This is a genomic window from Variovorax atrisoli, from assembly GCF_014195185.1.
Lineage (GTDB): Bacteria > Pseudomonadota > Gammaproteobacteria > Burkholderiales > Burkholderiaceae_C > Variovorax > Variovorax atrisoli.
This window is the reverse complement of the sequence record NZ_JACIBG010000013.1, coordinates 97273-118399: the sequence shown is the minus strand read 5'-3', so window position 1 is coordinate 118399 and position 21127 is coordinate 97273. Positions and strand designations below refer to the sequence as shown.

The 21127-nt window shown below is 65.8% G+C and carries 24 protein-coding genes and 3 tRNA genes; 8 read left to right on the top strand and 19 right to left on the bottom strand.

All coding sequences use genetic code 11. The features are described 5' to 3' along the window. Positions 1–79: 79 nt before the first annotated feature. The 4 genes from FHY06_RS32510 to FHY06_RS32495 form a co-directional block, all read right to left on the bottom strand. Positions 80–826: a thioesterase II family protein gene (locus FHY06_RS32510; RefSeq protein WP_184607463.1), complete on the bottom strand. Its 747-nt coding sequence runs from the start codon at positions 824–826 to the stop codon at positions 80–82. Continuing rightward, complete coding sequence (locus FHY06_RS32505) at positions 826–1077, bottom strand: MbtH family protein (protein WP_019658284.1); 252 nt, start codon at positions 1075–1077, stop codon at positions 826–828. The genes FHY06_RS32510 and FHY06_RS32505 overlap by 1 nt, the downstream gene beginning before the upstream one ends. A 154-nt stretch (positions 1078–1231) precedes the next feature. Further along, a complete protein-coding gene (locus FHY06_RS32500; RefSeq protein ID WP_019658283.1) occupies positions 1232–1498 on the bottom strand; it encodes a DUF4880 domain-containing protein in 267 nt (88 codons plus the stop codon). A gap of 52 nt (positions 1499–1550) precedes the next feature. Beyond that, positions 1551–2072 (bottom strand): sigma-70 family RNA polymerase sigma factor, encoded by a 522-nt coding sequence (locus FHY06_RS32495; RefSeq protein WP_184607468.1) that lies wholly within the window; start codon positions 2070–2072, stop codon positions 1551–1553. Between the two features lie 283 nt (positions 2073–2355). Between FHY06_RS32495 and FHY06_RS32490 the strand changes: the two genes are divergently transcribed. Beyond that, positions 2356–3207 carry a ParB N-terminal domain-containing protein gene (locus FHY06_RS32490; protein WP_184607462.1) on the top strand — a complete coding sequence of 284 codons (852 nt, stop codon included), beginning with the start codon at positions 2356–2358 and terminating at the stop codon, positions 3205–3207. Positions 3208–3250: 43 nt separating this feature from the next. Here FHY06_RS32490 and FHY06_RS32485 read toward each other — a convergent pair whose 3' ends face one another. Beyond that, positions 3251–3826 carry a BPSL1445 family SYLF domain-containing lipoprotein gene (locus tag FHY06_RS32485; protein ID WP_126183457.1) on the bottom strand — a complete coding sequence of 192 codons (576 nt, stop codon included), beginning with the start codon at positions 3824–3826 and terminating at the stop codon, positions 3251–3253. A 285-nt stretch (positions 3827–4111) separates the two neighbouring features. On the opposite strand from FHY06_RS32485, the gene FHY06_RS32480 reads away from it, so the two are divergent. Beyond that, positions 4112–4783: a DUF418 domain-containing protein gene (locus FHY06_RS32480; protein ID WP_184607461.1), complete on the top strand. Its 672-nt coding sequence runs from the start codon at positions 4112–4114 to the stop codon at positions 4781–4783. Positions 4784–4829: 46 nt separating this feature from the next. Here the strand turns inward: FHY06_RS32480 and FHY06_RS32475 are convergent, their stop codons facing one another. Then, positions 4830–6668 carry a bifunctional metallophosphatase/5'-nucleotidase gene (locus FHY06_RS32475; RefSeq protein WP_184607460.1) on the bottom strand — a complete coding sequence of 613 codons (1839 nt, stop codon included), beginning with the start codon at positions 6666–6668 and terminating at the stop codon, positions 4830–4832. 102 nt (positions 6669–6770) lie between these two features. After that, positions 6771–7241: a hypothetical protein gene (locus FHY06_RS32470; RefSeq protein ID WP_184607459.1), complete on the bottom strand. Its 471-nt coding sequence runs from the start codon at positions 7239–7241 to the stop codon at positions 6771–6773. A gap of 171 nt (positions 7242–7412) precedes the next feature. Here FHY06_RS32470 and FHY06_RS32465 point away from each other — a divergent pair, with 171 nt between their 5' ends. Continuing rightward, positions 7413–7622, top strand: coding sequence for a hypothetical protein (locus FHY06_RS32465; protein WP_019658276.1), 210 nt, complete (start codon positions 7413–7415; stop codon positions 7620–7622). Positions 7623–7751: 129 nt separating this feature from the next. On the opposite strand, the gene FHY06_RS32460 is transcribed toward FHY06_RS32465, so the two are convergent. Continuing rightward, positions 7752–8129: an HU family DNA-binding protein gene (locus FHY06_RS32460; RefSeq protein WP_132756378.1), complete on the bottom strand. Its 378-nt coding sequence runs from the start codon at positions 8127–8129 to the stop codon at positions 7752–7754. A gap of 254 nt (positions 8130–8383) precedes the next feature. Here FHY06_RS32460 and FHY06_RS32455 point away from each other — a divergent pair, with 254 nt between their 5' ends. Then, the gene (locus tag FHY06_RS32455) at positions 8384–8617 is read left to right on the top strand and encodes a hypothetical protein (RefSeq protein WP_221404474.1); all 234 of its coding nucleotides are present in this window, start codon (positions 8384–8386) and stop codon (positions 8615–8617) included. A 169-nt stretch (positions 8618–8786) separates the two neighbouring features. Here the strand turns inward: FHY06_RS32455 and FHY06_RS32450 are convergent. The 9 genes from FHY06_RS32450 to folC all read right to left on the bottom strand — a co-directional run bounded on the left by FHY06_RS32450 (position 8787) and on the right by folC (position 16085). Beyond that, positions 8787–8863, bottom strand: a tRNA-Asp gene (locus FHY06_RS32450). 69 nt (positions 8864–8932) lie between these two features. Then, a tRNA-Glu gene (locus tag FHY06_RS32445) sits at positions 8933–9008 on the bottom strand. Positions 9009–9056: 48 nt separating this feature from the next. Continuing rightward, a tRNA-Ala gene (locus FHY06_RS32440) sits at positions 9057–9132 on the bottom strand. A 35-nt stretch (positions 9133–9167) separates the two neighbouring features. Then, a complete protein-coding gene (gene gltX / locus FHY06_RS32435) occupies positions 9168–10556 on the bottom strand; it encodes a glutamate--tRNA ligase (protein ID WP_184607457.1) in 1389 nt (462 codons plus the stop codon). A gap of 4 nt (positions 10557–10560) precedes the next feature. Then, a complete protein-coding gene (locus FHY06_RS32430; RefSeq protein WP_132802803.1) occupies positions 10561–11787 on the bottom strand; it encodes an O-succinylhomoserine sulfhydrylase in 1227 nt (408 codons plus the stop codon). A gap of 11 nt (positions 11788–11798) precedes the next feature. Then, a complete protein-coding gene (gene purF, locus FHY06_RS32425; protein ID WP_019658272.1) occupies positions 11799–13301 on the bottom strand; it encodes an amidophosphoribosyltransferase in 1503 nt (500 codons plus the stop codon). A 12-nt stretch (positions 13302–13313) separates the two neighbouring features. Then, entirely contained in the window at positions 13314–13799 is a 486-nt protein-coding gene (locus tag FHY06_RS32420; protein ID WP_019658271.1) for a CvpA family protein, read from the bottom strand. Positions 13800–13820: 21 nt separating this feature from the next. After that, positions 13821–14696 (bottom strand): SPOR domain-containing protein, encoded by an 876-nt coding sequence (locus FHY06_RS32415; RefSeq protein WP_019658270.1) that lies wholly within the window; start codon positions 14694–14696, stop codon positions 13821–13823. An 81-nt stretch (positions 14697–14777) separates the two neighbouring features. Further along, a complete protein-coding gene (gene folC, locus FHY06_RS32410; protein ID WP_019658269.1) occupies positions 14778–16085 on the bottom strand; it encodes a bifunctional tetrahydrofolate synthase/dihydrofolate synthase in 1308 nt (435 codons plus the stop codon). A 36-nt stretch (positions 16086–16121) separates the two neighbouring features. Here folC and FHY06_RS32405 point away from each other — a divergent pair, with 36 nt between their 5' ends. The 4 genes from FHY06_RS32405 (at position 16122) to argG (ending at position 19097) form a co-directional block, all read left to right on the top strand. Beyond that, positions 16122–16475: an ArsC family reductase gene (locus FHY06_RS32405; protein ID WP_184607456.1), complete on the top strand. Its 354-nt coding sequence runs from the start codon at positions 16122–16124 to the stop codon at positions 16473–16475. Between the two features lie 58 nt (positions 16476–16533). Further along, positions 16534–17145 (top strand): glycine zipper 2TM domain-containing protein, encoded by a 612-nt coding sequence (locus FHY06_RS32400; protein ID WP_126183410.1) that lies wholly within the window; start codon positions 16534–16536, stop codon positions 17143–17145. A gap of 125 nt (positions 17146–17270) precedes the next feature. After that, entirely contained in the window at positions 17271–17597 is a 327-nt protein-coding gene (ppnP, locus tag FHY06_RS32395; RefSeq protein ID WP_019658266.1) for a pyrimidine/purine nucleoside phosphorylase, read from the top strand. Positions 17598–17756: 159 nt separating this feature from the next. After that, the gene (argG, locus tag FHY06_RS32390; RefSeq protein ID WP_019658265.1) at positions 17757–19097 is read left to right on the top strand and encodes an argininosuccinate synthase; all 1341 of its coding nucleotides are present in this window, start codon (positions 17757–17759) and stop codon (positions 19095–19097) included. 71 nt (positions 19098–19168) lie between these two features. On the opposite strand, the gene FHY06_RS32385 is transcribed toward argG, so the two are convergent. Together FHY06_RS32385 and murB are read right to left on the bottom strand one after the other, a co-directional pair. Next, entirely contained in the window at positions 19169–20017 is an 849-nt protein-coding gene (locus FHY06_RS32385; RefSeq protein WP_126183408.1) for a glycine-rich domain-containing protein, read from the bottom strand. 16 nt (positions 20018–20033) lie between these two features. Then, entirely contained in the window at positions 20034–21086 is a 1053-nt protein-coding gene (gene murB / locus FHY06_RS32380) for a UDP-N-acetylmuramate dehydrogenase (RefSeq protein ID WP_145762104.1), read from the bottom strand. Positions 21087–21127: the final 41 nt, after the last annotated feature.

The following is a 21127-nucleotide window of genomic DNA, read 5'->3' as shown; positions in this document are numbered from 1 at the left end:
AGCGTTCACTCATGCCGGCGTGCTGGCGCACCACGCGGCGGCATCCGGGCGAAGGGCCTCGATGCCTGCTGGCAATGCGTCACGCAACCGCATGAGATGCATGCAGCCCTCCCGCCATGGACAGCCCCAGGCGGCGCACCAGTGCAGCCAGGACTGCAGCCTCGTGCTGGCGGATGAAGAAGTGGCCGCCATCGAACCAGTCGAGCGAGAACGCACCACCCGCATGCGCCGACCAGGCCTCGACGCGCGCGGCGTCGATGTCGTCCTGCCGGCCGGCCAAGACATGCAGGGGCATGGGCAGAGGCGTGTCCGCCGACACGTATTCGAAGCTCCGGCAGACGCGGTAGTCCGCACCCAGCGTGTCGAGGGTGATGCGCATCAGCTCGGCGCTGGCGAAGACCTCTTCGGGCGTGCCGCCCTGCCTGCGCAGATCGGCGATCAGCGCATCGTCGTCATGCGTGTCAGGAAGACGATCCGGATCGCGCTGCGACGGCGCCGAGCTGCCCGACGCGAAAAGCGCCACCGGCAACGGCCGACCGAGCGAGCGCAGTCGCTGCACGACACCGTAGGCCAGCAAGGCGCCCATGCTGTGCCCGAAGATCGCGAAGCCGCCCTGCATCGCGACCGCCTGCTCCGTGCAGATCCGCTCGACCAATGCGTCGTAGGCCTCGACGAAGCGTTCGCCCATGCGCATGCCCCGACCCGGCAATTCGACAGGCACGACCCCGATCCAGCGCGGCAGCAGTGGTCGCCAGCGCAGATACATCGTTGCGCTGGCTCCCGCACAGGGCAGGCACAGCAGCGAAACCCTCGCCGACCCGGCCATCAGCTTGCGGCGGCTTCCGCGGAAGGCGCGCGATCCTGCGCGGCCATCCAGTCGCGCAGCGACCTCGGACGCATGTCGGTCCAGTTCTTCTCGACGAACTCGAGCGCGGCCTTCTTGTCGCCCTTCACGCCATCGACGGCCTTCCAGCCGCTGGGCACGGCCTTCCAGTGGGGCCAGATGGAATATTGGTCTTCCTCGTTGACCAGAACGATGAAGGTTTCGTCTTCGCGATCGAAGCAGCTGGTAGACATGGGTGGTCCTTGTGCGGTTGATGGAGGAAGCTCGCGGGCAAGCGGGCCGGCAGGCGGTCGATTGCTGCGCTTCTGATCAACATGACGATTCGGGACCGAATCTGTTCACCCCGGGACTGCGGGGGATGGCGGCCGAGAGGCCGGCCGACGGCGATCAGGCGTCGCGGCCGGTTTCCGGGTCTTCGGAGATGGCTGGGCCCTGGCTCTTCTTCCACGCATCGACGTCGATGGTGGGCGGCACGAGGCCTGCGAGCAGCCAGAGCCGGGCGGCCTTGTCGTAGGCCTTGCGGTGGGCGGGGTCGGCGAGCAGCCATGCCACCAGTTCGACACGCGAGCCCTCGCCGAAATTTTCGCGATCATGCTCGCGCCGCACCCAGTTCCATGCGGTGCGCCAGATGAGGTCGTCTTGCTCTTGTGCCATGCGTGTACGGCTTTACCTTACACCAACCGGCACCGGAGCTCGCTCGCGCAACTCAATCCTTGATCAGGTGGCGCATCGCGCAGATGGCTTCGTCCGCCTCGGCAATCAGTCGGTTCACGAGCCCGAGCGCGCAACCCATCTGCACCGCGATGTCGCGCTGCGTGAGCCCTTCGAGCCGATAGAGCTGGAAGGCCACGCGCGTCCTCGGGGACAAGGCCGACAGCGCCTGCTCGATCAGGCCGACCGCCTGCCTGTCCCGCATCACGCAGTCGGGCGACGGCGGACCCGGGACGTCCAGCGTCTCCACGTCCACATCGAAGGTGCGGTAGGTAGCTTCGAGCGACTGGCGGCGGCAGTGGTCGAGCGCCAGATTGCGCACCACCTGACAGCAGTAGCCCATGGGCTTGTCGACCTTGCGGTCACAGGCGCCGTCGGCGATCCGGAGATAGGCGTCCTGCACGACGTCGTCGGCAAGGTCCGCGGTACGAACGATCCTGCGCGCCACGTGGAGCAGTTGGGCCCGGTTGGCGACAAAAACATCCCCCAGAGAAGACTCGGACGAGAGTGACAGCATTTTTTGAACAACTCCAGATTGGGCCAGGCATCGAATCTCGAAACGGCTCACGCCGGGCGCCTTGGCGTGGTTGCAGTCCGCCCTTTGGGGGCACCCGTCTCGAAAACTTAAATAAGAATCATTAATATTTATGAAAGGATCACAGCGCAAATTTGCAAATGTGTCCTTGCTCTTATAGACGTTTGGACGCACCAAACAGAGACACCTCTACGGCGCGTCGAAGGCGACGGCGGGCGCCTCTAAAATCGCGCCCCTTTGCCCCCGCTCCGTTTCCAGCCCCCTCATGAACATCGTCGTCAACGAAGAACTCAAAGCCTACATCGACCCCATGACACCGGAGGAGTACGAGGCGCTGGAACGCAGCATCCTCACCGAGGGCTGCCGCGATGCGCTGGTGCTGTGGGGTGACGTGCTGGTGGACGGCCACAACCGCTACGGCATCTGCCAGAAGCACGGGCTTCCGTTCAATACGGTGCAGAACACGCGCTTCAAGTCCATCGAGGACGTGCATCTCTGGATGATCGACCAGCACCTGGGCCGGCGCAGCATCTCCGACTTCCTGCGAGGCGTGCTTGCGCTGAGAAAGAAGGACATCGTCGACCGCCAGCGCGGTCGCCTTGCGACGGTGTCGGAGTCCGCTGCGGAGGCCTCGGACGATCCCCCCTTCGATGTCGATACGCCTGCCGACGGAACGACTGAATCAGCCGCTGGCATGGTCCAGATACCGCCGCCCGCCCCTCTCAACAGCCGCGAGGCCATCGCCCGGGCCGCCCGCCTGAGCAGCAGCCAGGTCGGGATGATCGAGAAGATCCAGAAGCAGGCAGCGCCGGAACTGGTGGCTGCGGTGAAGTCGGGCGTGATCTCGATCAACACCGCAGCGGCGGTGGCCACCCTGCCTGCCGAGGAGCAGGTGTCGGCCGCGAACGCCGGCAAGGACGAACTCAAGCAGGCGGCGAAGCGGGTACGGGAATCGAAGAAGAAGCCGCGTACTGAATCCGCCGAAGCAGCAGCTTCAGACGGCGACGCGGAACTCGATACGGTGCAGGCGCTGCAGCAGCGCGTGGCCGAACTCACGGCCGAGAACGAATCGCTGCGCAGGCAGGTGGCCGAACTGCAGGCCCAGCTAGGTCACTGAGCCCGCAGCCGGCTGGCCGGATGAAGAAAAGCCGCCGTTACTGCTACGGCTGGATCTCGGAGATCTTCGCGCCCGACAGCGACACGCCGGCCTCCAGGCCCACGTTGGTCATGACGAAGCCCACCACGGGCTGGCGCAGTGTGTTGGTGTCGATGCTGCCGTTCGCACCGATGGTCGCGAGAGCCACGGTGGCATCGGCGCCGGCCGTCCAGCCCTTGCTGTTGCGGAACTTGTCGAGTGCGGCCTGGGTGTTGAACAGGTAGATCACGGCCTTGGACTGTGCGCCCGCCTGGAATCCCACCGATCCGGCGGTGGTGCTGTAGTAGGACTGCGTGCGTCCGTTCACGCGCAGCGCGCCCCGGCCGTACTCGGCGCCCACGCCCATGCTGGCGCCCACCACGGCGGGGAACACCAGCACGCCGCTGGACTTGGAGACCAGCTCACGCGAGCCTTTCACCGAGTCGTACAGCTTGGACAGCGAAGCATCGACCTGCGCGTCGATGGAAGCGCGTGAAGACGCGCTGCTGGCCTGATCCTGAGGCCGCGTGGTGGTGCACCCGACGAATGCCAGGCTGCATGCCACCACCACGGACGAGAACGCCAGCGTGCGGAGATTCATGGTTTTTTTCATGACGGAACCCTTCCTTTGGATAGAACTTGAATCGGCGATGAGTCTCTGCCCGAGAGCAGATTCGTCCATGCTAAGACCGCCAAAACCGCGCAAATCGAGTTGGAGGCGTTGGCCTACGCGAGATCACGGCCTAGGCGAAACGGGTACGCCTGAGGGACGTCCAGGCGCGGCGCAATGTTCGTGCAATGCTGGTTCGTAGCATCGCGGCTCTGGTGCGGACGGCCGTACACGGCCATCCGCGATCTGGCACACGAATCCACATCGCGCACTCCCATGACATTCGAACCCGCAGCAAGACTGCCGCGCCGATCGCACGGCGGCAGCATCCGCAGAACTGAACTGACGGACGCGCTGCGTGGCTTCGCGCTGCTCATCGCGCCGGCATTCAGCCTGCTCGGCAGCTCGGCGCTCGAAGTCGTCGCGTCATTGGCGGCGCTGCTTTCATTGCTCTTCGGCATGAGTCTCGCGACGCGCAAGGATCGGACCGAAAGAAGACCGGCATCCTTCCGCCTGCTGGCTCGACGCATGCTGATGGAGTCCGTCGCGTACCGGCACCTGTGGATTCGCCTGTTCAACGCAGCGCTTGTCGGAGCCGCCGCCATGACGCTGCTGAAGCAGCTCATGCCGCTGGCAGCGTCTGTGTTCATCTGCTGCCTGGCAGCTTTCGTCCTGCTGTTCCAGCGATCGCAGTGGCGACACATACTGGTCAAGCTCGCCCCCATGGGCCGAATGGCGCCGGTGAACTCGCTCGTGCAGATACTGGCCGCCGTGCTGCTATTCCATGCGCTGGAGCCGCGCTTCGGGTTCCCGCTGGGGGTCGCCCTTCCCTTCGCTGCGCTGCCGTTGCTGCAGGCGATGCTCAGCTGCAGATGGCTCGCACGACGCCCGAGGAGGCATGTGGGGACGGCGTGGCAAGGGCTGGCAGCCGAAGGGCGGGCCGGCTGATCACTGCCGGCCTCTTGCTCAGCTACCGTCAGCTACCGCCCGCCCCTCAAGGCGCGACCGTGATGCGATCCGTCGCCGGCGGGGTCAGCGGGCTGTTCGCCTTGATATAGGCCTCCAGGGCGTCCACGTCCTGGTCACCGCCGAGCGCATCGGTGCCCTGGTTGAAGACGGTGAAGTTGTCGCCGCCGGTGGCGAGGAAACTGTTCATGGTCACGCGGTAGGTGGCGCCGTCGGTCATCGCGGTGCCGTTGAGCGACATGTTGCTGATGCGCGATCCGGCGGGCTGAGACAGGTTGTAGGTGTAGCTGAAGCCCTTGGAGGGCAGTAGCACCCGGGGCGAGCTCACGGTGTTCGCGCCGCTGTTGAACTGCTGCTCCAGCACCGCCTTGATCTGCGCACCCGTCATGGTCTTCACCACCAGGCTGTTGCCGAAGGGCTGCACGGCGAAGATCTGACCGTAGGTCACGCTGCCGTCGCCCACAGGCGCCAGATCGGCGCGCACGCCGCCCGGATTCATGAAGGCGATCTGCGCTTCGCCCTTGCCGGCGGGCTTGGTGGCGGCAAGCTGCGCATCGGCGATCAGATTGCCCAGCACGCTTTCCTTCGACGTGGTCTGCGTGCGCGTGGCAGTGGCGGCGAGCGAACCCACCACGCGCTGCACCAGCGGTCCGGCGATGGAGATGTACTGGCTGATGAGCGCAGCCACTTCCTGGTTCTTGCCAAAGACGGGGTACTGGTCGGTCAGCGCGACGGTCGTCGAGCCGCTGGTATAGGCCTCGCCCTGCACGATCACGTTGTCGGCGCTCTTGGCCGTCACCTTCCGGGTCTTGGTGTCGATGGTGAGGTTGATGTCGGTCAGCAGCGTGCCGTACTGGCCGGCGCTGGTCAGCAGGAAGGGCCTGGCGGGGTTGGTCTTGGCGTAGTCGCAGATATAGGAGCGGTGCGTATGACCCGAGATCACCACGTCGACGGCCGGATCGAGCTTGTTCAGGATCGGCAGGATGTCGCCGCTCAGGCCGGCGCAGCTCTTGTCGTTGTAGCCCACGGTGGTCGTGCCGCCTTCGTGGATGACGACGACGATGGCGTCGGCACCCTGCGACTTCAGCTGCGGGATCAGCGCATTGGCGGTATCGGCCTCGTCCTTGAAGCTCAGGCCGGCGACGCCGGCGGGCGTCACGATGTTCGGCGTGCCCTTCAGCGTCATGCCGATGAAGGCCACCTTCACTGTGGCGCCGTCCTTCGTGAAACTCTTCATGCCGGTGGCGGGAAACAGCGTGTTGCCGTCGCTCTTCACCGTGTTGGCCGCGAGGAAGCCGAAGTTGGCCCCCGGGAAGCTCTTGTTCACGCGGCAGGGCTCGAGCGCGGTGTTCTTCGCGCAGCCGCCGTTCTTCATGCGCAGCAGCTCGGTCTGGCCCTTGTCGAACTCGTGGTTGCCGACCGCGTTGAAGTCGATCTTCATCGCGTTGACGGCCTCGATGGTCGATTCGTCCAGGAAGAGCGCAGAGACCAGCGGCGAGGCGCCGATCATGTCGCCGGCCGACACCACGGCGTTGTTCGGATTCTTCGCCTTCAGCGAGGCGATGGCGGAGGCCATGTAGGCCGCGCCGCCGGCAGGCACCGCGACCGTGCCGCCAGCCTTGGCAGGCGCGTTGATCGACAGCTTCGGCGGCTCGAGGTTGCCGTGCAGGTCGTTGAAGGCGATGAGCTTGACGTCGATGGCACCCGGAACGGCGGGTGCCGGAGCCGGCGCCGGTGCGGGCGGACTGCTCGCCGTGGGGGGCGGCACGAAGGGAACGAAATTGTTCGAGTTGTCGCTGCCGCCGCACGCGGTCAGGGTGGCGACCACCACGCCGGCAAGGGCGAAGTGCTTCAACGATGCATGCATGGGAACCTCTCTCTCCTTGTTTGGGAACGCAGCGGATGCTGGCCACCGCACATGACGAGGCCGTGAAGGCCCCGCCGCGCCGCGAGGAGATCGACAGCCGAGTCAGGGCAATCCGACGACGCGAATCGCGACGCCAGGGCCGAATGCGGCTTGCAGGAGTGCCTTCGCCTGCAGGCTGCGCTCGTCGGCGGGCGACTGCACGGCGAGCCGCCCTTCCGTCGGCCAGCGCTGCAGGTGCCAGCCTTCCTGTCCGAGGAGCACGAGCCGGGCGAGAGCCCCGGCGTCGGAGACCGGCAGTGCAGCCGGCGTGATGTCGAGCCAGTCGATCACCTGTTCCCTCTCGCCGCCCAGGCGCGCGGCTGCGCTCGCGGCGAGCGCCTGCTGAGTGGCCGCATCACGCACCGCCCCCTGCAACACGATGCCGCCGCCATGCCAGCGGATCTCGAGCGACGGGGTTGAGCCGGCCACATGGCGGTGCTCTTCGCCGTCGTCTGCAAGGCGCCAAGCGGCGCCGATAGCCAGAATGGCGAGGCAAGCCACAGACAACCAGGTGATCCAGATGCGCTTCGTCATTCGGGACGGGAGCGTGCCACACCACGCGTGACCAAGGTGTGACGGCGGCGGCCGCGGCAGACAGCCATTCGGCCTACACGGATAAGCGAGGGACGGCGCAACCGCGCGAGATCGGATTCCTATACGCTTGGGCCCCGTCCCCCGCATTCCCCACCACTCCGAGGAACGAACATGGCAGCCAATGCGAAAGTCACAGGAAATGTCGAATACCGGGCCGGCGACGGCCCCCTGATCCTCATTCCCCAGGGTCCTATCGAGATCCAGCTGGCACCCGACAGCGCCGTTCTGAGCTGGGGCGATGCCGGCAGCATGCAGACCACCGCGATACCGATCGCCGAATACCAGCGCTACCTGAGCGAAGGCGTGATCCAGCCGGACTGACTGGATGATCTAGAGCCCACCGAATAGTCGAGGTGGTGCTCACGCCAACCACCAAAGAAAAACGGCCCCGAGGGGCCGTTCTTCATGAAGCATCCCGGGCTCGCGGCCTGGATGCCAGCATCACTGCTCTTACTTCTTCTTGGCAGCCGCAGCCTTCTTGGCGGGTGCGGCAGCCTTCTTTGCTGCGGGCTTGGCGGTCGCAGCCTTGCTGTCGGCCTTGCGCTTGGCAGCCTTGGGGTCCACGGCGGCCTTGAAGGCAGCGCCCGGCACGAACTTCGGCACCTTCTGTGCGGCGATCTTGATCTTGGTGCCGGCGCTGGGGTTGAAGCCCGAGCGTGCGGCGCGCGCCACTTGCTTGAAAGTGCCGAAGCCGACGATCTGGACGGAGTCGTCCTTCTTCACGGCAGCGACGATCGAGCTGGTGATGGTCTCGAGGACGCGCGCGGCTTCTGCCTTGCTGAGGTTGTGGGCGACGGCGATTTTTTCGACGAGTTCGATGCGGTTCAACTGAGTTCCTAATAAGTTTGATTTCGCCATGTTGCCTATGGCGGCGCAGCACGAATCACGCTGCAAGCGGGCGGGAGTTTATTCGACTGCGAGAGGCCAGATGTAACGCGGTCGCTTCCAGCTGTCGTTGATTCGCCTCATTCGGCACCCGTGAGGGGGTTGTTCCTGCGTGCGGGCACACGTAGCGGGGGAATCTGCATGCGCGATGCATGTCGAATGTCCCTCCATCTCCGATGAGAAGCGAAATCGTCACGATGAGCAAAGCTTGGTATCGCACCCAGATTCGCCGAGGAAATTTGATGGTGTCGCGTCTGCGGAACCTATTGCCGCTCTTGCACAAGATCATCGGCGGCAAGGCTATGGTCGCTGCGAAACTATGCATCGAGCACCTATGTACCACGCTGCTCTCCAACGGCATCAGCGTCGTTGGCCGATGCAAAGGTGTGCATCTTCGGATCGCACTGAAGCCAGCTCATAGCTCTGCTTGACAGGCTGATCCTCCCTGCGGATTACTCCCTCGACGTCACGGAACCGAACCGTGACATGTCTCGCGGTGATGCAGCAGAACACACGCGATTCAGTTGAATGAAGAGAGAAAGGAAGAGAAAGCCAGAAAGTGAAAAGCCCCTGCAGCTTTCGACTGCAGGGGCTTCTGACTGGCGGAGTGGACGGGACTCGAACCCGCGACCCCCGGCGTGACAGGCCGGTATTCTAACCAACTGAACTACCACTCCTGGTAGACAACGTTCGCTCCTTGCGGAACCGAGTGTTGACGACTCGTGCCGGCTTCACCGAAGTGAAACTGGCGACCCTACGGGGATTCGAACCCCGGTAGCCACCGTGAAAGGGTGGTGTCCTAGGCCTCTAGACGATAGGGTCAAAACCTTGGACGTGCTGCGATCAGCATCTCAAACCATCTCGACACTCTGGTGGAGGTAAGCGGGATCGAACCGCTGACCTCTTGCATGCCATGCAAGCGCTCTCCCAGCTGAGCTATACCCCCGTGTGGGTGTCGAGCCTCAGATTATAGGCTGAATTTCAGGCCTTTTTCAATCGTTCGATAACTTTTTCGCGAGAAAAAATTTCGAGGACTGAATCCAAGGACGGTGTTTGCGGTGTTCCCATCACAAGCACTCGTACTGGCATCGCTAACACTGGCATTTTCAATGCGTGTGTCGCGAGGACTTCCTTGATCATAACTGCGATCGAGGCCTTATCCCATGCGACCGTCATCATTTTTTCTGCGAGTGTTGCGATCGCGGGCTTCACTGCATCGGTGATGTGCTGTGCGCGGTCGGCGTCGCTCACGGTGATGTCCGCATAGAACGCCGCGGCCCAGTCGGCCAGCGCGACGGTGGTGTCGCAGCGATCCTTGAAGAGCGCGCAGATCGCCGGCAGGCGCTCGTCCGCAACGATGCCACGCTTCTTCAGCTGCGCCGCAACGAGCGGTGCGAGTTCATCGCCGGTCTTCGCCTTGATGTACTGCGCGTTGACCCATGCGAGCTTGGCCGCATCCCACTGCGCGGGGCTCTTCGACAGGTGCGAACCGTCGAACCAGCTCACCATCTGCTCGCGCGTGAAGAGCTCGTCGTCACCGTGGCTCCAGCCGAGGCGCGCGAGATAGTTGAGCATCGCCTCGGGCAGGTAGCCGTTGTCCTCGTAGGCAGTGACGCTCACCGCGCCACGGCGCTTCGAGAGTTTCTGTCCGTCGTCGCCGAGGATCACCGGCACGTGGCCGAACTCGGGCAGCGGCGCGCCCAGCGCGCGGAAGATGTTGATCTGCCACGGCGTGTTGTTGATGTGCTCATCGCCGCGGAACACGTGCGTGATGTTCATGTCCCAATCGTCGACCACCACCGCGAAGTTGTAGGTCGGCACACCGTCGGGCCGCAGGATGATGAGGTCGTCGATCTCGCGGTTTTTGATGGTGATCTCGCCCTTCACGAGGTCGTTCCAAGTCACGTCGCCTTCGGGCGGGTTGCAGAAGCGCACCACGGGCGGCACGCCTTCGGGCACGGGCGGCAGCACCTTGCCCGGCTCGGGTCGCCAGCGGCGGTCGTACAGCGTCTTCTCGCCACGTGCGCGCTGCGCCTCGCGCATCTCCTCGAGCTCCGCGGGCGTGCAGTAGCAGTAGTAGGCAGTGCCTGCCGCAAGCATCTGCGCGATCACCTCACGGTAGCGCTCAAGGCGCTGCATTTGATAGATCGGACCTTCGTCGTATTCGAGGCCCAGCCAGTGCATCGACGCAAGGATCTGGTCGGTGGAATCCTGCGTGGAGCGGGCCACGTCGGTGTCCTCGATGCGCAGCACGAACTCGCCGCCGTAGTGGCGCGCATAAGCCCACGAGTAGAGGGCCGTGCGAGCCGTGCCCAGATGAAGAAAACCCGTGGGGGATGGTGCGATGCGGGTGCGTACTTTGCCGGTCATTTCGTTATCGTGGATTCAGTGTGCTCAGGCCGCGTGCGATGTCGGCCTTGATGTCTTCGATGTGCTCCAGGCCAACCGCGAGGCGGATCAGCCCCTGGCCGATGCCAGCGGCCTGGCGCTGCGCTTCGGTCAGCCGGCCATGCGAGGTGGTGCCGGGGTGCGTGATGATGGTCTTCACGTCGCCCAGGTTGGTGGCACGGCTCACCACGCGCGTGCTGTCCATCACATGGAAGGCATTCGCACGCGCCGTCTCGGGCGAGTCGCCGACCACGTCGAACGACACCACCGCGCCGCCCTGCCCCGACTGCTGTTGCATGGCCAGCTCATGCTGCGCATGCGACGCGAGCCCGGGGTAGTACACACGCGAGACGCCCGGCTGCTTCTCGAGCCACTGCGCGATCTCCATCGCATTGGCGCAATGCGCCTTCATGCGGATGCCCAGCGTCTCGATGCCCTTGAGCACGACCCACGCATTGAACGGCGCCAGCGCCATGCCGGCGGTGCGCACGATGGGGCCAAACACGTCGACGATGAGTTTGGAAGGACCGCAGATCGCGCCCGCCATCACGCGGCCCTGGCCGTCGAGATGCTTGGTGCCCGAATGGATGACGAGGTCGGCCCCCAGCGCCGCCGGACGCTGCAGGATCGGCGTGCAGAAGCAGTTGTCGACCGCGAGCAGCGCGCCCGCGGCATGCGCCACGTCGGCCAGCGCGCGGATGTCGCAGACTTCGGTGAGCGGATTGGTCGGCGTCTCGGCGAACAACAGCTTGGTGTTGGGCTTCACAGCCGCGCGCCATTCGGCAACGTCGGTCTGCGAGACGAAGGTGGTTTCGACGCCGAACTTGGCGAACTCCTTGCCGAACAGGTTCAGCGTGGAGCCGAACACGGAGCGCGAGCACACGACATGGTCACCGGCCTTCAGCAGGCCCATGCACATCATGAGGATCGCGCCCATGCCGGTGGATGCGCCGATGGCCGCCTCGGTGCCTTCGAGCGCGGCGATGCGCTGCTCGAAGCTGGTCACCGTCGGGTTCGAGGTGCGCGAGTAGGTGTAGCCCGGCTCGGTGCCCGCGAAACGGCGCATCGAAGTCTCGGCGTCGGGCTGCACGAAACCGCTGGTCAGGAAGAGCGCATCGGAATGCTCGCCGTACTGGCTCGGTGCTAGGCCGGTGCGCAGAGCGAGCGTATCGGGATGCAGCCCGGGCGGCAGTGTTCTATCGTCGTCGGTCACTTCGGCTGCCCTCACTCGCTGTGATTGGGAAGCGCGAGGCGCGAAGAATCCTCTTCGGTCTCTTCGATGCGCGGGCGGTTGCCGTTCATCCGTGTGATGGCCTCGGTGTCGATGTCGCCGGTCACGTACACGCCGTCGAAGCACGATGCATCGAAGCCGTCGAGCTTGGTGTTGAGCGAGCCGATGGCACGCTTCATGGCGTCGACGTCCTGGTAGATCAGCGCGTCGCAGCCGATGAGCTCGCGCACTTCTTCGACCGTGCGGTCGTGCGCCACCAGCTCGTCCTTGGTCGGCATGTCGATGCCGTAGACGTTGGGATAGCGCACCGGCGGCGCCGCGCTGGCCAGGTAGACCTTGCGAGCGCCGGCGTCGCGTGCCATCTGCACGATTTCACGGCTGGTGGTGCCGCGCACGATGGAGTCGTCGACGAGCAGCACGTTGCGGCCCTTGAACTCGCTGGCGATCACGTTGAGCTTCTGGCGCACCGACTTCTTGCGCACGCCCTGCCCCGGCATGATGAAGGTGCGGCCGACGTAGCGGTTCTTCACGAAGCCCTCGCGGTACGGCACGCCCAGCAGATGAGCCAGCTGCGTGGCGCTCGGGCGGCTCGACTCGGGGATCGGGATGATCACGTCGATCTGGTTCGGCGGCACGGTGGACACCACGCGCTTGGCCAGCGTCTCGCCCAAGTTCAGGCGTGCCTGGTAGACCGAGATTCCGTCGAGCACGGAGTCCGGACGGGCCAGGTAGACGAATTCGAAGATGCAGGGGTTGAGCGTCGGCGACTCGGCGCACTGCATCGAATGCACATTGCCCTCGAGGTCGATGAACACAGCCTCGCCCGGGTTGATGTTGCGCTCGAAGGTATGGCCCGAGCCTTCCAGCGCGACCGATTCGCTCGCCACCATCACGGTACCGTCAGCGCTGCGGCCCATGCACAGCGGGCGGATGCCGTACGGATCGCGGAAGGCCAGCAGGCCGTGGCCGGCGATCAGCGACACCACGGCATACGAGCCGCGCAGGCGCTTGTGCATGCTCTTCACGGCAGCGAACACCTCGGCCGGATGCAGCGGCACGCCGCGCGAGGCGCGCTCGAGTTCGTGCGCCAGCACGTTGAGCAGCACCTCGGAGTCGCTCTCGGTATTGGTGTGGCGGTGGTCGGTGGAGAACAGCTCCGAGCGCAGCGCGTGGGCGTTGGTCAGGTTGCCGTTGTGCACCAGCACGATGCCGAAGGGCGCGTTCACGTAGAAGGGCTGCGCCTCTTCCTCGCTGTAGGCATTGCCGGCGGTCGGGTAGCGCACCTGGCCCAGGCCCACGCTGCCGGGTAGCGCGCGCATGTTGCGCGTGCGGAACACGTCGCGGACCATGCCCTTGGCCTTGTGCATGAAGAACTTGCGTTCCTGCAGCGTGACGATGCCTGCGGCATCCTGGCCGCGGTGCTGCAGGAGCAGCAGCGCGTCATAGAGCAGCTGATTGACGGGTGCGTTGCTGACAACGCCGACGATTCCACACATGAACGATTCCCCTTAGGGCAGGTAGCTGGCCAACTTTTCAGGCAGGGAGGGCTTGAGGCCCTGCAATGCCGCATCGAGAACAATGGCGCTGCGCGATTCGTGCCACCAGGCACTGTCGCTCAACACCAGCAAATGGACAACGACGGCGAACACGAGCAGGGCGACTACGCCCCGCGCCGCGCCGAACGCCGCGCCCAGAATCCGGTCCACCGGCCGCAAACCCACGACCGTGATCAACTTGCGCGTGAGCGCTGCCACCAGCCCCACGCCGAACACCACCGCCACGAACACCAGCACGAAGGCCAGCGGGTAGCGCCACGCCCCCTGCGGGTCGCCGAACGGCAGCCATGCCGCCACGCCCGACGCCAGCCACTGGGCTGCAATGAAGGCGGCCACCCATCCGATCAGCGAAATCACTTCGAACACCAGCCCGCGCACGAGGCCGAAAAGCATCGACACCCCGATGAGCGCGACGGCGATCCAGTCGAGCAAGGCCACGGCAACGGCTGGCGACGACTCTTACAACGTGAGGATCGCGGCCGACAAAGACAAGCCCTTGACCTTCTCGGCCGCACGGTCGGCCTCGGCACGCGAGCTGAAGGGACCGACACGCACACGCGTGCGCTCGCCGTCGGCCGTCTTGGCCACATGCACGTAGGTCTTGAGGCCGGCCCTTTCGAGCTTCTGGCGCACTTCGCGCGCCTTGTCCGCATCGGCGAATGCGCCGACCTGCACCACGAAGCGGCCGGCCTCGTCGGCGGCGGCGGGCTTGGCGGCCGCCGCGGTGACGGGCTTGCCCTCCAGCAGCGCGCGGGCGCGGGCGCCATCGTCGACGGCGGCGGGCTTCGGCTTGGCTTCGGGCTTGGGTTCAGGCTTCGGCTTGGCTTCCGGTTTCGGTTCCGGCTTGTGCTCAGGCTTGGGTTCGGGCTTCGGCTCCGGTTTCGGCTCGGGCTTCGGGTCCGGCTTGCGCTCGGGCGCCGGAGCCGGCGTTGCGCTGGCGACCGGCTTGCCGGGGTCGATCTCGGTGCCGTCGGCGGCTTCCGTGATCATGCCGCTGGAAGACGAGGCGGATGCCACGCGCGAAGTGCCGTTGTCAGGCGCCGCGGGCGTGGTGCTGCTGCTCGTGGCAGGCGCGGGCGTCGCGGGAACGGGCAGCGGCTTGACCTTGTTGCGGTCGGGAATCTCGATGGGGATGTCGACCGACACGGGCCGCGGCTGGGTATCGAACAGCAGCGGGAAGCCGATCACGCCGAGCAGCACCAGCACCGCCGCGCCGAGCAGCCGGTGGCGCGCACGCCGACGCATGGTTTCGACACTTTCCGCGGGGACTGCGGCCGGGGCGCTGCGTCCTTCGTTGCCTTGCGGGCCGCGCGTGCGGAACTTGAAAAACGCCATGAAGTTCGATCCCTGGAGGAGTGCAGCGAGGTGATGCCAGAAGGTGCCAGACGGTGCCAGACGATGCGTAAGGCCCGACGATCAGCCGCCCGGCGACAGGTGTTTGGCTTGCAGCCGGGGGGTGCCGTTTTCGAGCACGCCACCCACGGTGAAGAACGATCCGAAGACCACGATTCTATCAGCGGGCCCTGCCTGGCCGATGGCCGCGCGCAGCGCCTCCATCGGGCCTGCGTGCACGCTGGCCGAGGCGTCGGTGCGTGTGTTCTGCGCCTGCCAGGCTGCCAGCAGGTCGGCCGCCTTGGCGGCGCGCGGCGTGGGCAGGTCGGTGAAATACCAGCGGTCGATCAGCGGGCCGATGCGCGCCAGGATGGGAGCCAGATCCTTGTCCGCCATCACGCCGAACACACCGTGCGTTGTGGGGTAGAAACCCATCGCGTCAAGGTTCTCGGCCAGCGCCGCCACGGCATGCGCGTTGTGCGCCACGTCGAGCACCAGCGCCGGCTCGCCCGGCACGATCTGGAAGCGCCCCGGCAGCTCGACCATCGCGAGGCCGTTGCGAACGGCCTGCGCGGTGATCGGCAGTTGCGGCCGCAGCGCCTCGAGCGCCGCCAGCACGCCGGCCGCGTTGATGAGCTGGTTGGCCCCGCGCAGTGCCGGATAGGCCAGCCCGCTGTAGCGCCGCCCGCGGCCCGACCAGCCCCACTGCTGCTTGTCGCCCGAGAAGTTGAAGTCGGTTCCGAAGCGCCAGAGGTCGGCGCCGATCGCGTTGGCATGGTCCACCACGCTCTGTGGCGGCACCGGGTCGCTCACGATGGCGGGCTTGCCCGGGCGCATGATGCCCGCCTTCTCGAAGCCGATGCTCTCGCGGTCGGGCCCCAGGTATTCCATGTGGTCGAGGTCGATGCTGGTGATGACCGCGCAGTCGGTGTCGACGATGTTGACCGCGTCGAGCCGGCCGCCCAGGCCCACCTCGAGGATCGCCACGTCGGGCTTTTCCTCGGTCATGCAGTGCAGGATGCCGAGAGTGGTGAATTCGAAGTAGGTCAACGCCATGTCGCCGCGCGCCTTTTCGACCACTTCGAAGCTTGCTATCAGTTTGGAAGCATCAACAGCTTCGCCCCGCAGCCGCAGGCGCTCCTCGAAGTGCACCAGGTGCGGCGAGGTGAACACAGCGGTGCGATAGCCCGCATGCATCAGGATCGATTCGAGCATGGCGCAGGTCGAGCCCTTGCCGTTGGTGCCGGCCACCGTGATCACGGGGCAGCCGAAGCGCAGGCCGATGCGCTGCGCCATCTCTTTGGCGCGTTCGAGTCCGAGCTCGATGTTCTTGGGATGGAGCCGCTCGGCGCGCTCGAGCCAGTCGTTCAGGGTTTCCATGGAGGCGGGCATTGTCGCCGACCCGTCGGCCGGGGCATCATCGCGGCCATGACAACCCTCTACGGCATTCCGAATTGCGACACCGTCAAGCGCGCCCGCGCCTGGCTCGACGAACACGGCGTGGAATACACCTTCCACGATTTCAAGAAACAGGGTGTGCCCGAGTCCGAGCTCGACCACTGGCTGAAGAAGCCCGGCTGGGAGGCGCTGGTCAACCGCAAGGGCAGCACCTGGCGCAAGCTCGACGACGCGACCCGCGAGGGCGTGGTCGATGCCGCATCGGCCCGTGCGGTGCTCCTGGCCAACCCCAGCCTGATCAAGCGTCCGGTGGTCGACTGGGGGCCGAAAAAACCTGTTACGACCGGCTTCGACGCCGAAGCCTGGGCTGTCAACGCCGTGTAAATCGCGGAACCCGGTCTGTCACGGGGCGTCGAATCTCGATCAGCAGGAGAGACACACCATGAAAAATCGCAGTTTCCGCACTCTCGCAGGCCTTTCGGTCGCCGGCTTGCTGGCCGCCGGCACCGGCCTCGTTCATGCACAGCAGAACCAGGTGGTCCAGGCCCGGGTGATCTCCGCCACCCCGATCCGCGAGACGACCGGCAGCGACGTCAACTACAACGTCACCTACGAATACAACGGCCGCCAGTACACCACCCGCATGAACACGCGGCCCGGCGCGACCATCCCGATCCAGGCCAGCGCTTACGGAGTGACCGGGGTGACGGGCGCCACGACCTCCCCGGTGGCGCCGCAGCCGCAGCTGCAGCCCTATCCGGTCGAGGCCAACGGCGGCGGCTACGCCCCGCAGTCCGGCGGTTCGCCCTGGGACAACGTGGTGCCCGAGCCCGGCGTCGTCGTCTCCAGCGCCCCTGCGCCGGTCTACCAGCCGGCGCCGGTGTACGCAGCGCCCGCCCCCGTCTACGTGGCGCCTGCCTATACCTACCCCTATGCGTATCCCTACGCCTACCCGCCCGTGGGCATCTCGCTGAACCTCGGCTATTCGCGCGGCTGGGGCGGCTACTACCACGGCTATCGGGGCTGGGGCGGCTACCGCGGCTGGCACCGCTGATCCGCCGGCCGGCGGCGTGCGGCGCCCGAGCCCCTAAAATCGAGGACTTTTCCAACCCTTGACGGGTGCGCCGCTGGTGCGGTGCGTCCTCGATTCGCCGGCCGCCAAGGCCCAGGCGCCACCCAATGACGACGACTACCGACACTCTGAACAGCGCCGCAGTGGCCACCAAGGCCAATGTGTATTTCGACGGCAAGTGCGTGAGCCACAGCCTCACCCTCGCGGACGGCACCAAGAAATCGGTCGGCGTGATCCTGCCGTCCACCCTCACCTTCAACACCGGCGCCCCCGAGATCATGGAAGGCACCGCCGGCAGCTGCGAATACCAGCTCGCAGGCTCCGACGACTGGATCGCCTCGGGCCCCGGCCAGAAGTTCAACGTGCCCGGCAACTCGAGCTTCAAGATCCGCGTGACGGGCGAGCCCTACAGCTACATCTGTCATTTTGGGTAAACCTCCAGGCTTCGCGCACTTCGTGTCGCTTCTCCAACCCCGTTGCAGGGGGCGATGCCAGTGGCCCGGTGAAGCCGGTTCCACGGTATCCACGGCACACAGCCGCGCCACGAATGTCATGAACCACTGAACCGCGCCAACACCAACGGACCTCCCATCATGTCGACCATCCTCCAAAACGTTCCCGCCGGCCAGAAGGTCGGCATCGCCTTCTCCGGCGGCCTGGACACCAGCGCGGCGCTCCACTGGATGCGCAACAAGGGCGCGATTCCCTACGCCTACACCGCCAACCTCGGCCAGCCCGACGAGCCCGACTACGACGAGATCCCCCGCAAGGCGATGCTCTACGGCGCCGAGAACGCCCGCCTGATCGACTGCCGCGCCCAGCTGGCCAACGAAGGCATCGCCGCCCTGCAGGCCGGCGCCTTCCACGTCACCACCGCGGGCGTCACCTACTTCAACACCACGCCGCTGGGCCGCGCCGTCACCGGCACCATGCTCGTGTCGGCCATGAAGGAAGACGACGTCCACATCTGGGGTGACGGCAGCACCTACAAGGGCAACGACATCGAGCGCTTCTACCGCTACGGCCTGCTGACCAACCCCGCCCTCAAGATCTACAAGCCCTGGCTCGACCAGGTCTTCATCGACGAGTTGGGCGGCCGCGCCGAGATGTCGGCATTCATGCAGAAGGCCGGCTTCGCCTACAAGATGTCGGCCGAGAAGGCCTACTCCACCGACTCCAACATGCTCGGCGCCACGCACGAGGCCAAGGACCTGGAGCACCTGAACAGCGGCATCACCATCGTGCAGCCGATCATGGGCGTTGCCTTCTGGAAGGACGAGGTCGAGGTCAAGCGCGAGACCGTGTCGGTGCGCTTCGAGGAAGGCGTGCCGGTCGCGCTGAACGGCGTGCGCTACTCGAACCTGGTCGAGCTGATCCTGGAAGCCAACCGCATCGGCGGCCGCCACGGCCTGGGCATGAGCGACCAGATCGAGAACCGCATCATCGAGGCCAAGAGCCGCGGCATCTACGAGGCTCCCGGCCTGGCTCTGCTGTTCATCGCCTACGAGCGCCTGGTCACCGGCATCCACAACGAGGACACCATCGAGCAGTACCGCGAGAACGGCCGCAAGCTCGGACGCCTGCTCTACCAGGGCCGCTGGTTCGACCCGCAGGCCATCATGCTGCGCGAGACGGCCCAGCGCTGGGTGGCGCGCGCCATCACCGGCGAAGTGACGGTCGAGCTGCGCCGAGGCAACGACTACTCGATCATGAACACCGAGTCGGCCAACCTCACGTACAAGCCCGAGCGCCTGAGCATGGAGAAGGTCGAAGGCGCGTTCACGCCGCTGGACCGCATCGGCCAGCTGACGATGCGCAACCTCGATATCGCCGACACGCGCGAGAAGCTGGGCATCTACACCCGCACCGGCCTGCTGTCGTCCAGCGAAGGCGCATCGCTGCCGAAGCTGGCGAACGACGGCGACGCGAGCTGACCGGCAACGGAACGCTCCAATGACAACGGGCCCCTCGGGGCCCGTTTTTCATGGGTGAAGCGAGGAGAAGATCAGTCTCCGCCGCCTCCGCCGCAGCCGCCTCCGCAACCCCCACCGCCGCATCCGCTTCCGCCATCGGACGAACCGCCGTCGCTGGAGCCGCCATCGCTGCTGCTGCTCGACTCGCTGCCGCCGAAGCCGCCGGCGTCGCCCGAGCTGCCGCCGTCAGAAGACGAATCGCCGAAACTGGTGCCGCAGTGGGCGTCCGAGCCGATGTGCCGCTCGACCGCGCGGCAGTCGGGCACGTAGTGGAAACCGCCTTCGATGGCGAACTTGATGTCCAGCGCGAACAAGAGCGGCAGCCGCGCCGGCTTGCGCGGGTCGATGCTCTCTTCCTTGCAGGCCCAGTACCAGGTGCGGCGCAGGCCGTCGTTGCGCTTGGGGTCGCGGCCCAGCACCTCCGCCGGGCTGTGATGCAGCATGCCGCCGAAGGCCGCCTTGCACCAGTTCTGGTAGCCCTGCGTGTGCAGGATGAACTCGTGCCAGGCCGTGTCGACCACCTTCGAGGGCATTGCCACGAACTTGCGATCGCTGCGCAGGTGCGCCATGAAGAACTGGCGCAGGCCGCGCAGCACCAGTTCGGCGTCTCGCCGGCTGAGCTGCGGATGCGCCTGGCACAGCTTGCCGACCAGGAAAGGCGGCAGCCGCGCCTCGCGGATGAACTGCCGCCGCAGGCTGGTCTCGAGGAACTTGAGGACCGCCGCGAACAGCAGCGCGAAGACGATCACCGCCACCATCGAGCCCCAGCGACGCGTTCCGAGGAAGAGCGCCAGCAGTGCGACCACGGGCACGGCTCGGCGAGCCCAGACGAGGGCGCCGATGCGGCGGCGGAAATTCAGGTGCAGGAAGTCGAGATCCATGTCGCCCGACGATCCGTCAGACCACCACCGGTTCCGGCTCCAGCCGGATGCCGAAACGCTCGTACACGCTGGTCTGGATGGCCTTGGCGAGCGTCATCACCTCGCCGCCGGTCACAGGGTTCTCGCGGCCGCCGCGATTGACCAGCACCAGAGCCTGCCGCTCGTAGACGCCGGCATTGCCCACCGACTTGCCTTTCCATCCGCAGGCGTCGATGAGCCAGCCCGCAGCCAGCTTGATGCTGCCGTCGTCCATCGGGTAGTGAACGATCTTCGGGTCGCGCGCGATGATGTCGGCGCACTGCTCGGGCGTGACCGTCGGATTCTTGAAGAAGCTGCCGGCATTGCCCAGCACGCGCCAGTCGGGCAGCTTGGCGCGGCGGATGGCACAGATCCAGTCGAAGATGTCCTGCGCGCTCGGCGTGAAGTTGCCGCTTTCCTCCATCTTCCGCTCGAGATCGAGGTAGCCGACCACTGGTTTCCACGGCTTGGGCAGGCGAAAGCGCACCCGGGTGATCACCGCCCTGCCCGCCAGGCCGAAGTCGTTCGGGCTGCTGCGCGCATGCTTGAAGACCGAATCGCGGTAGCCGAAGGCGCACTGGGCCGCGTCGAGGCTGAAGCTGCGGCCAGTTTCCCAGTCGAAGGCGTCGAGCGAGTCGAAGCGGTCTTGCAGCTCGACGCCATAGGCGCCGATGTTCTGCACCGGCGAGCCGCCCACCGTGCCCGGGATCAGCGCCAGGTTCTCGAGCCCCGGATAGCCGTTGCGCACCATCCATTCGACGGCGTCGTGCCAGGTTTCGCCGGCGCCAGCCTCCACGATCCAGGCGCGCGGGGTTTCGTCGAGCAGGCGCAGGCCCTTGATCTCGACCTTCAGCACCAGCGATTTCACGTCGCCCGTCAGCACGATGTTGCTGCCGCCGCCGAGCACGAAACGGGGCGCGTCGCGCCATGCCGGATCGTCGCGCAGCGCGGCCAGATCGGCCTCGCCTGCAATGCGCGCGAGATGCTGTGCGCGCGCGACGATGCCGAAGCTGTTGTAGGGCTGCAGCGGGACGTTGGACTCCACGATCATGGGAGAATTGTCGCATCTGCACCCGTGAAGAATTCAGGAGA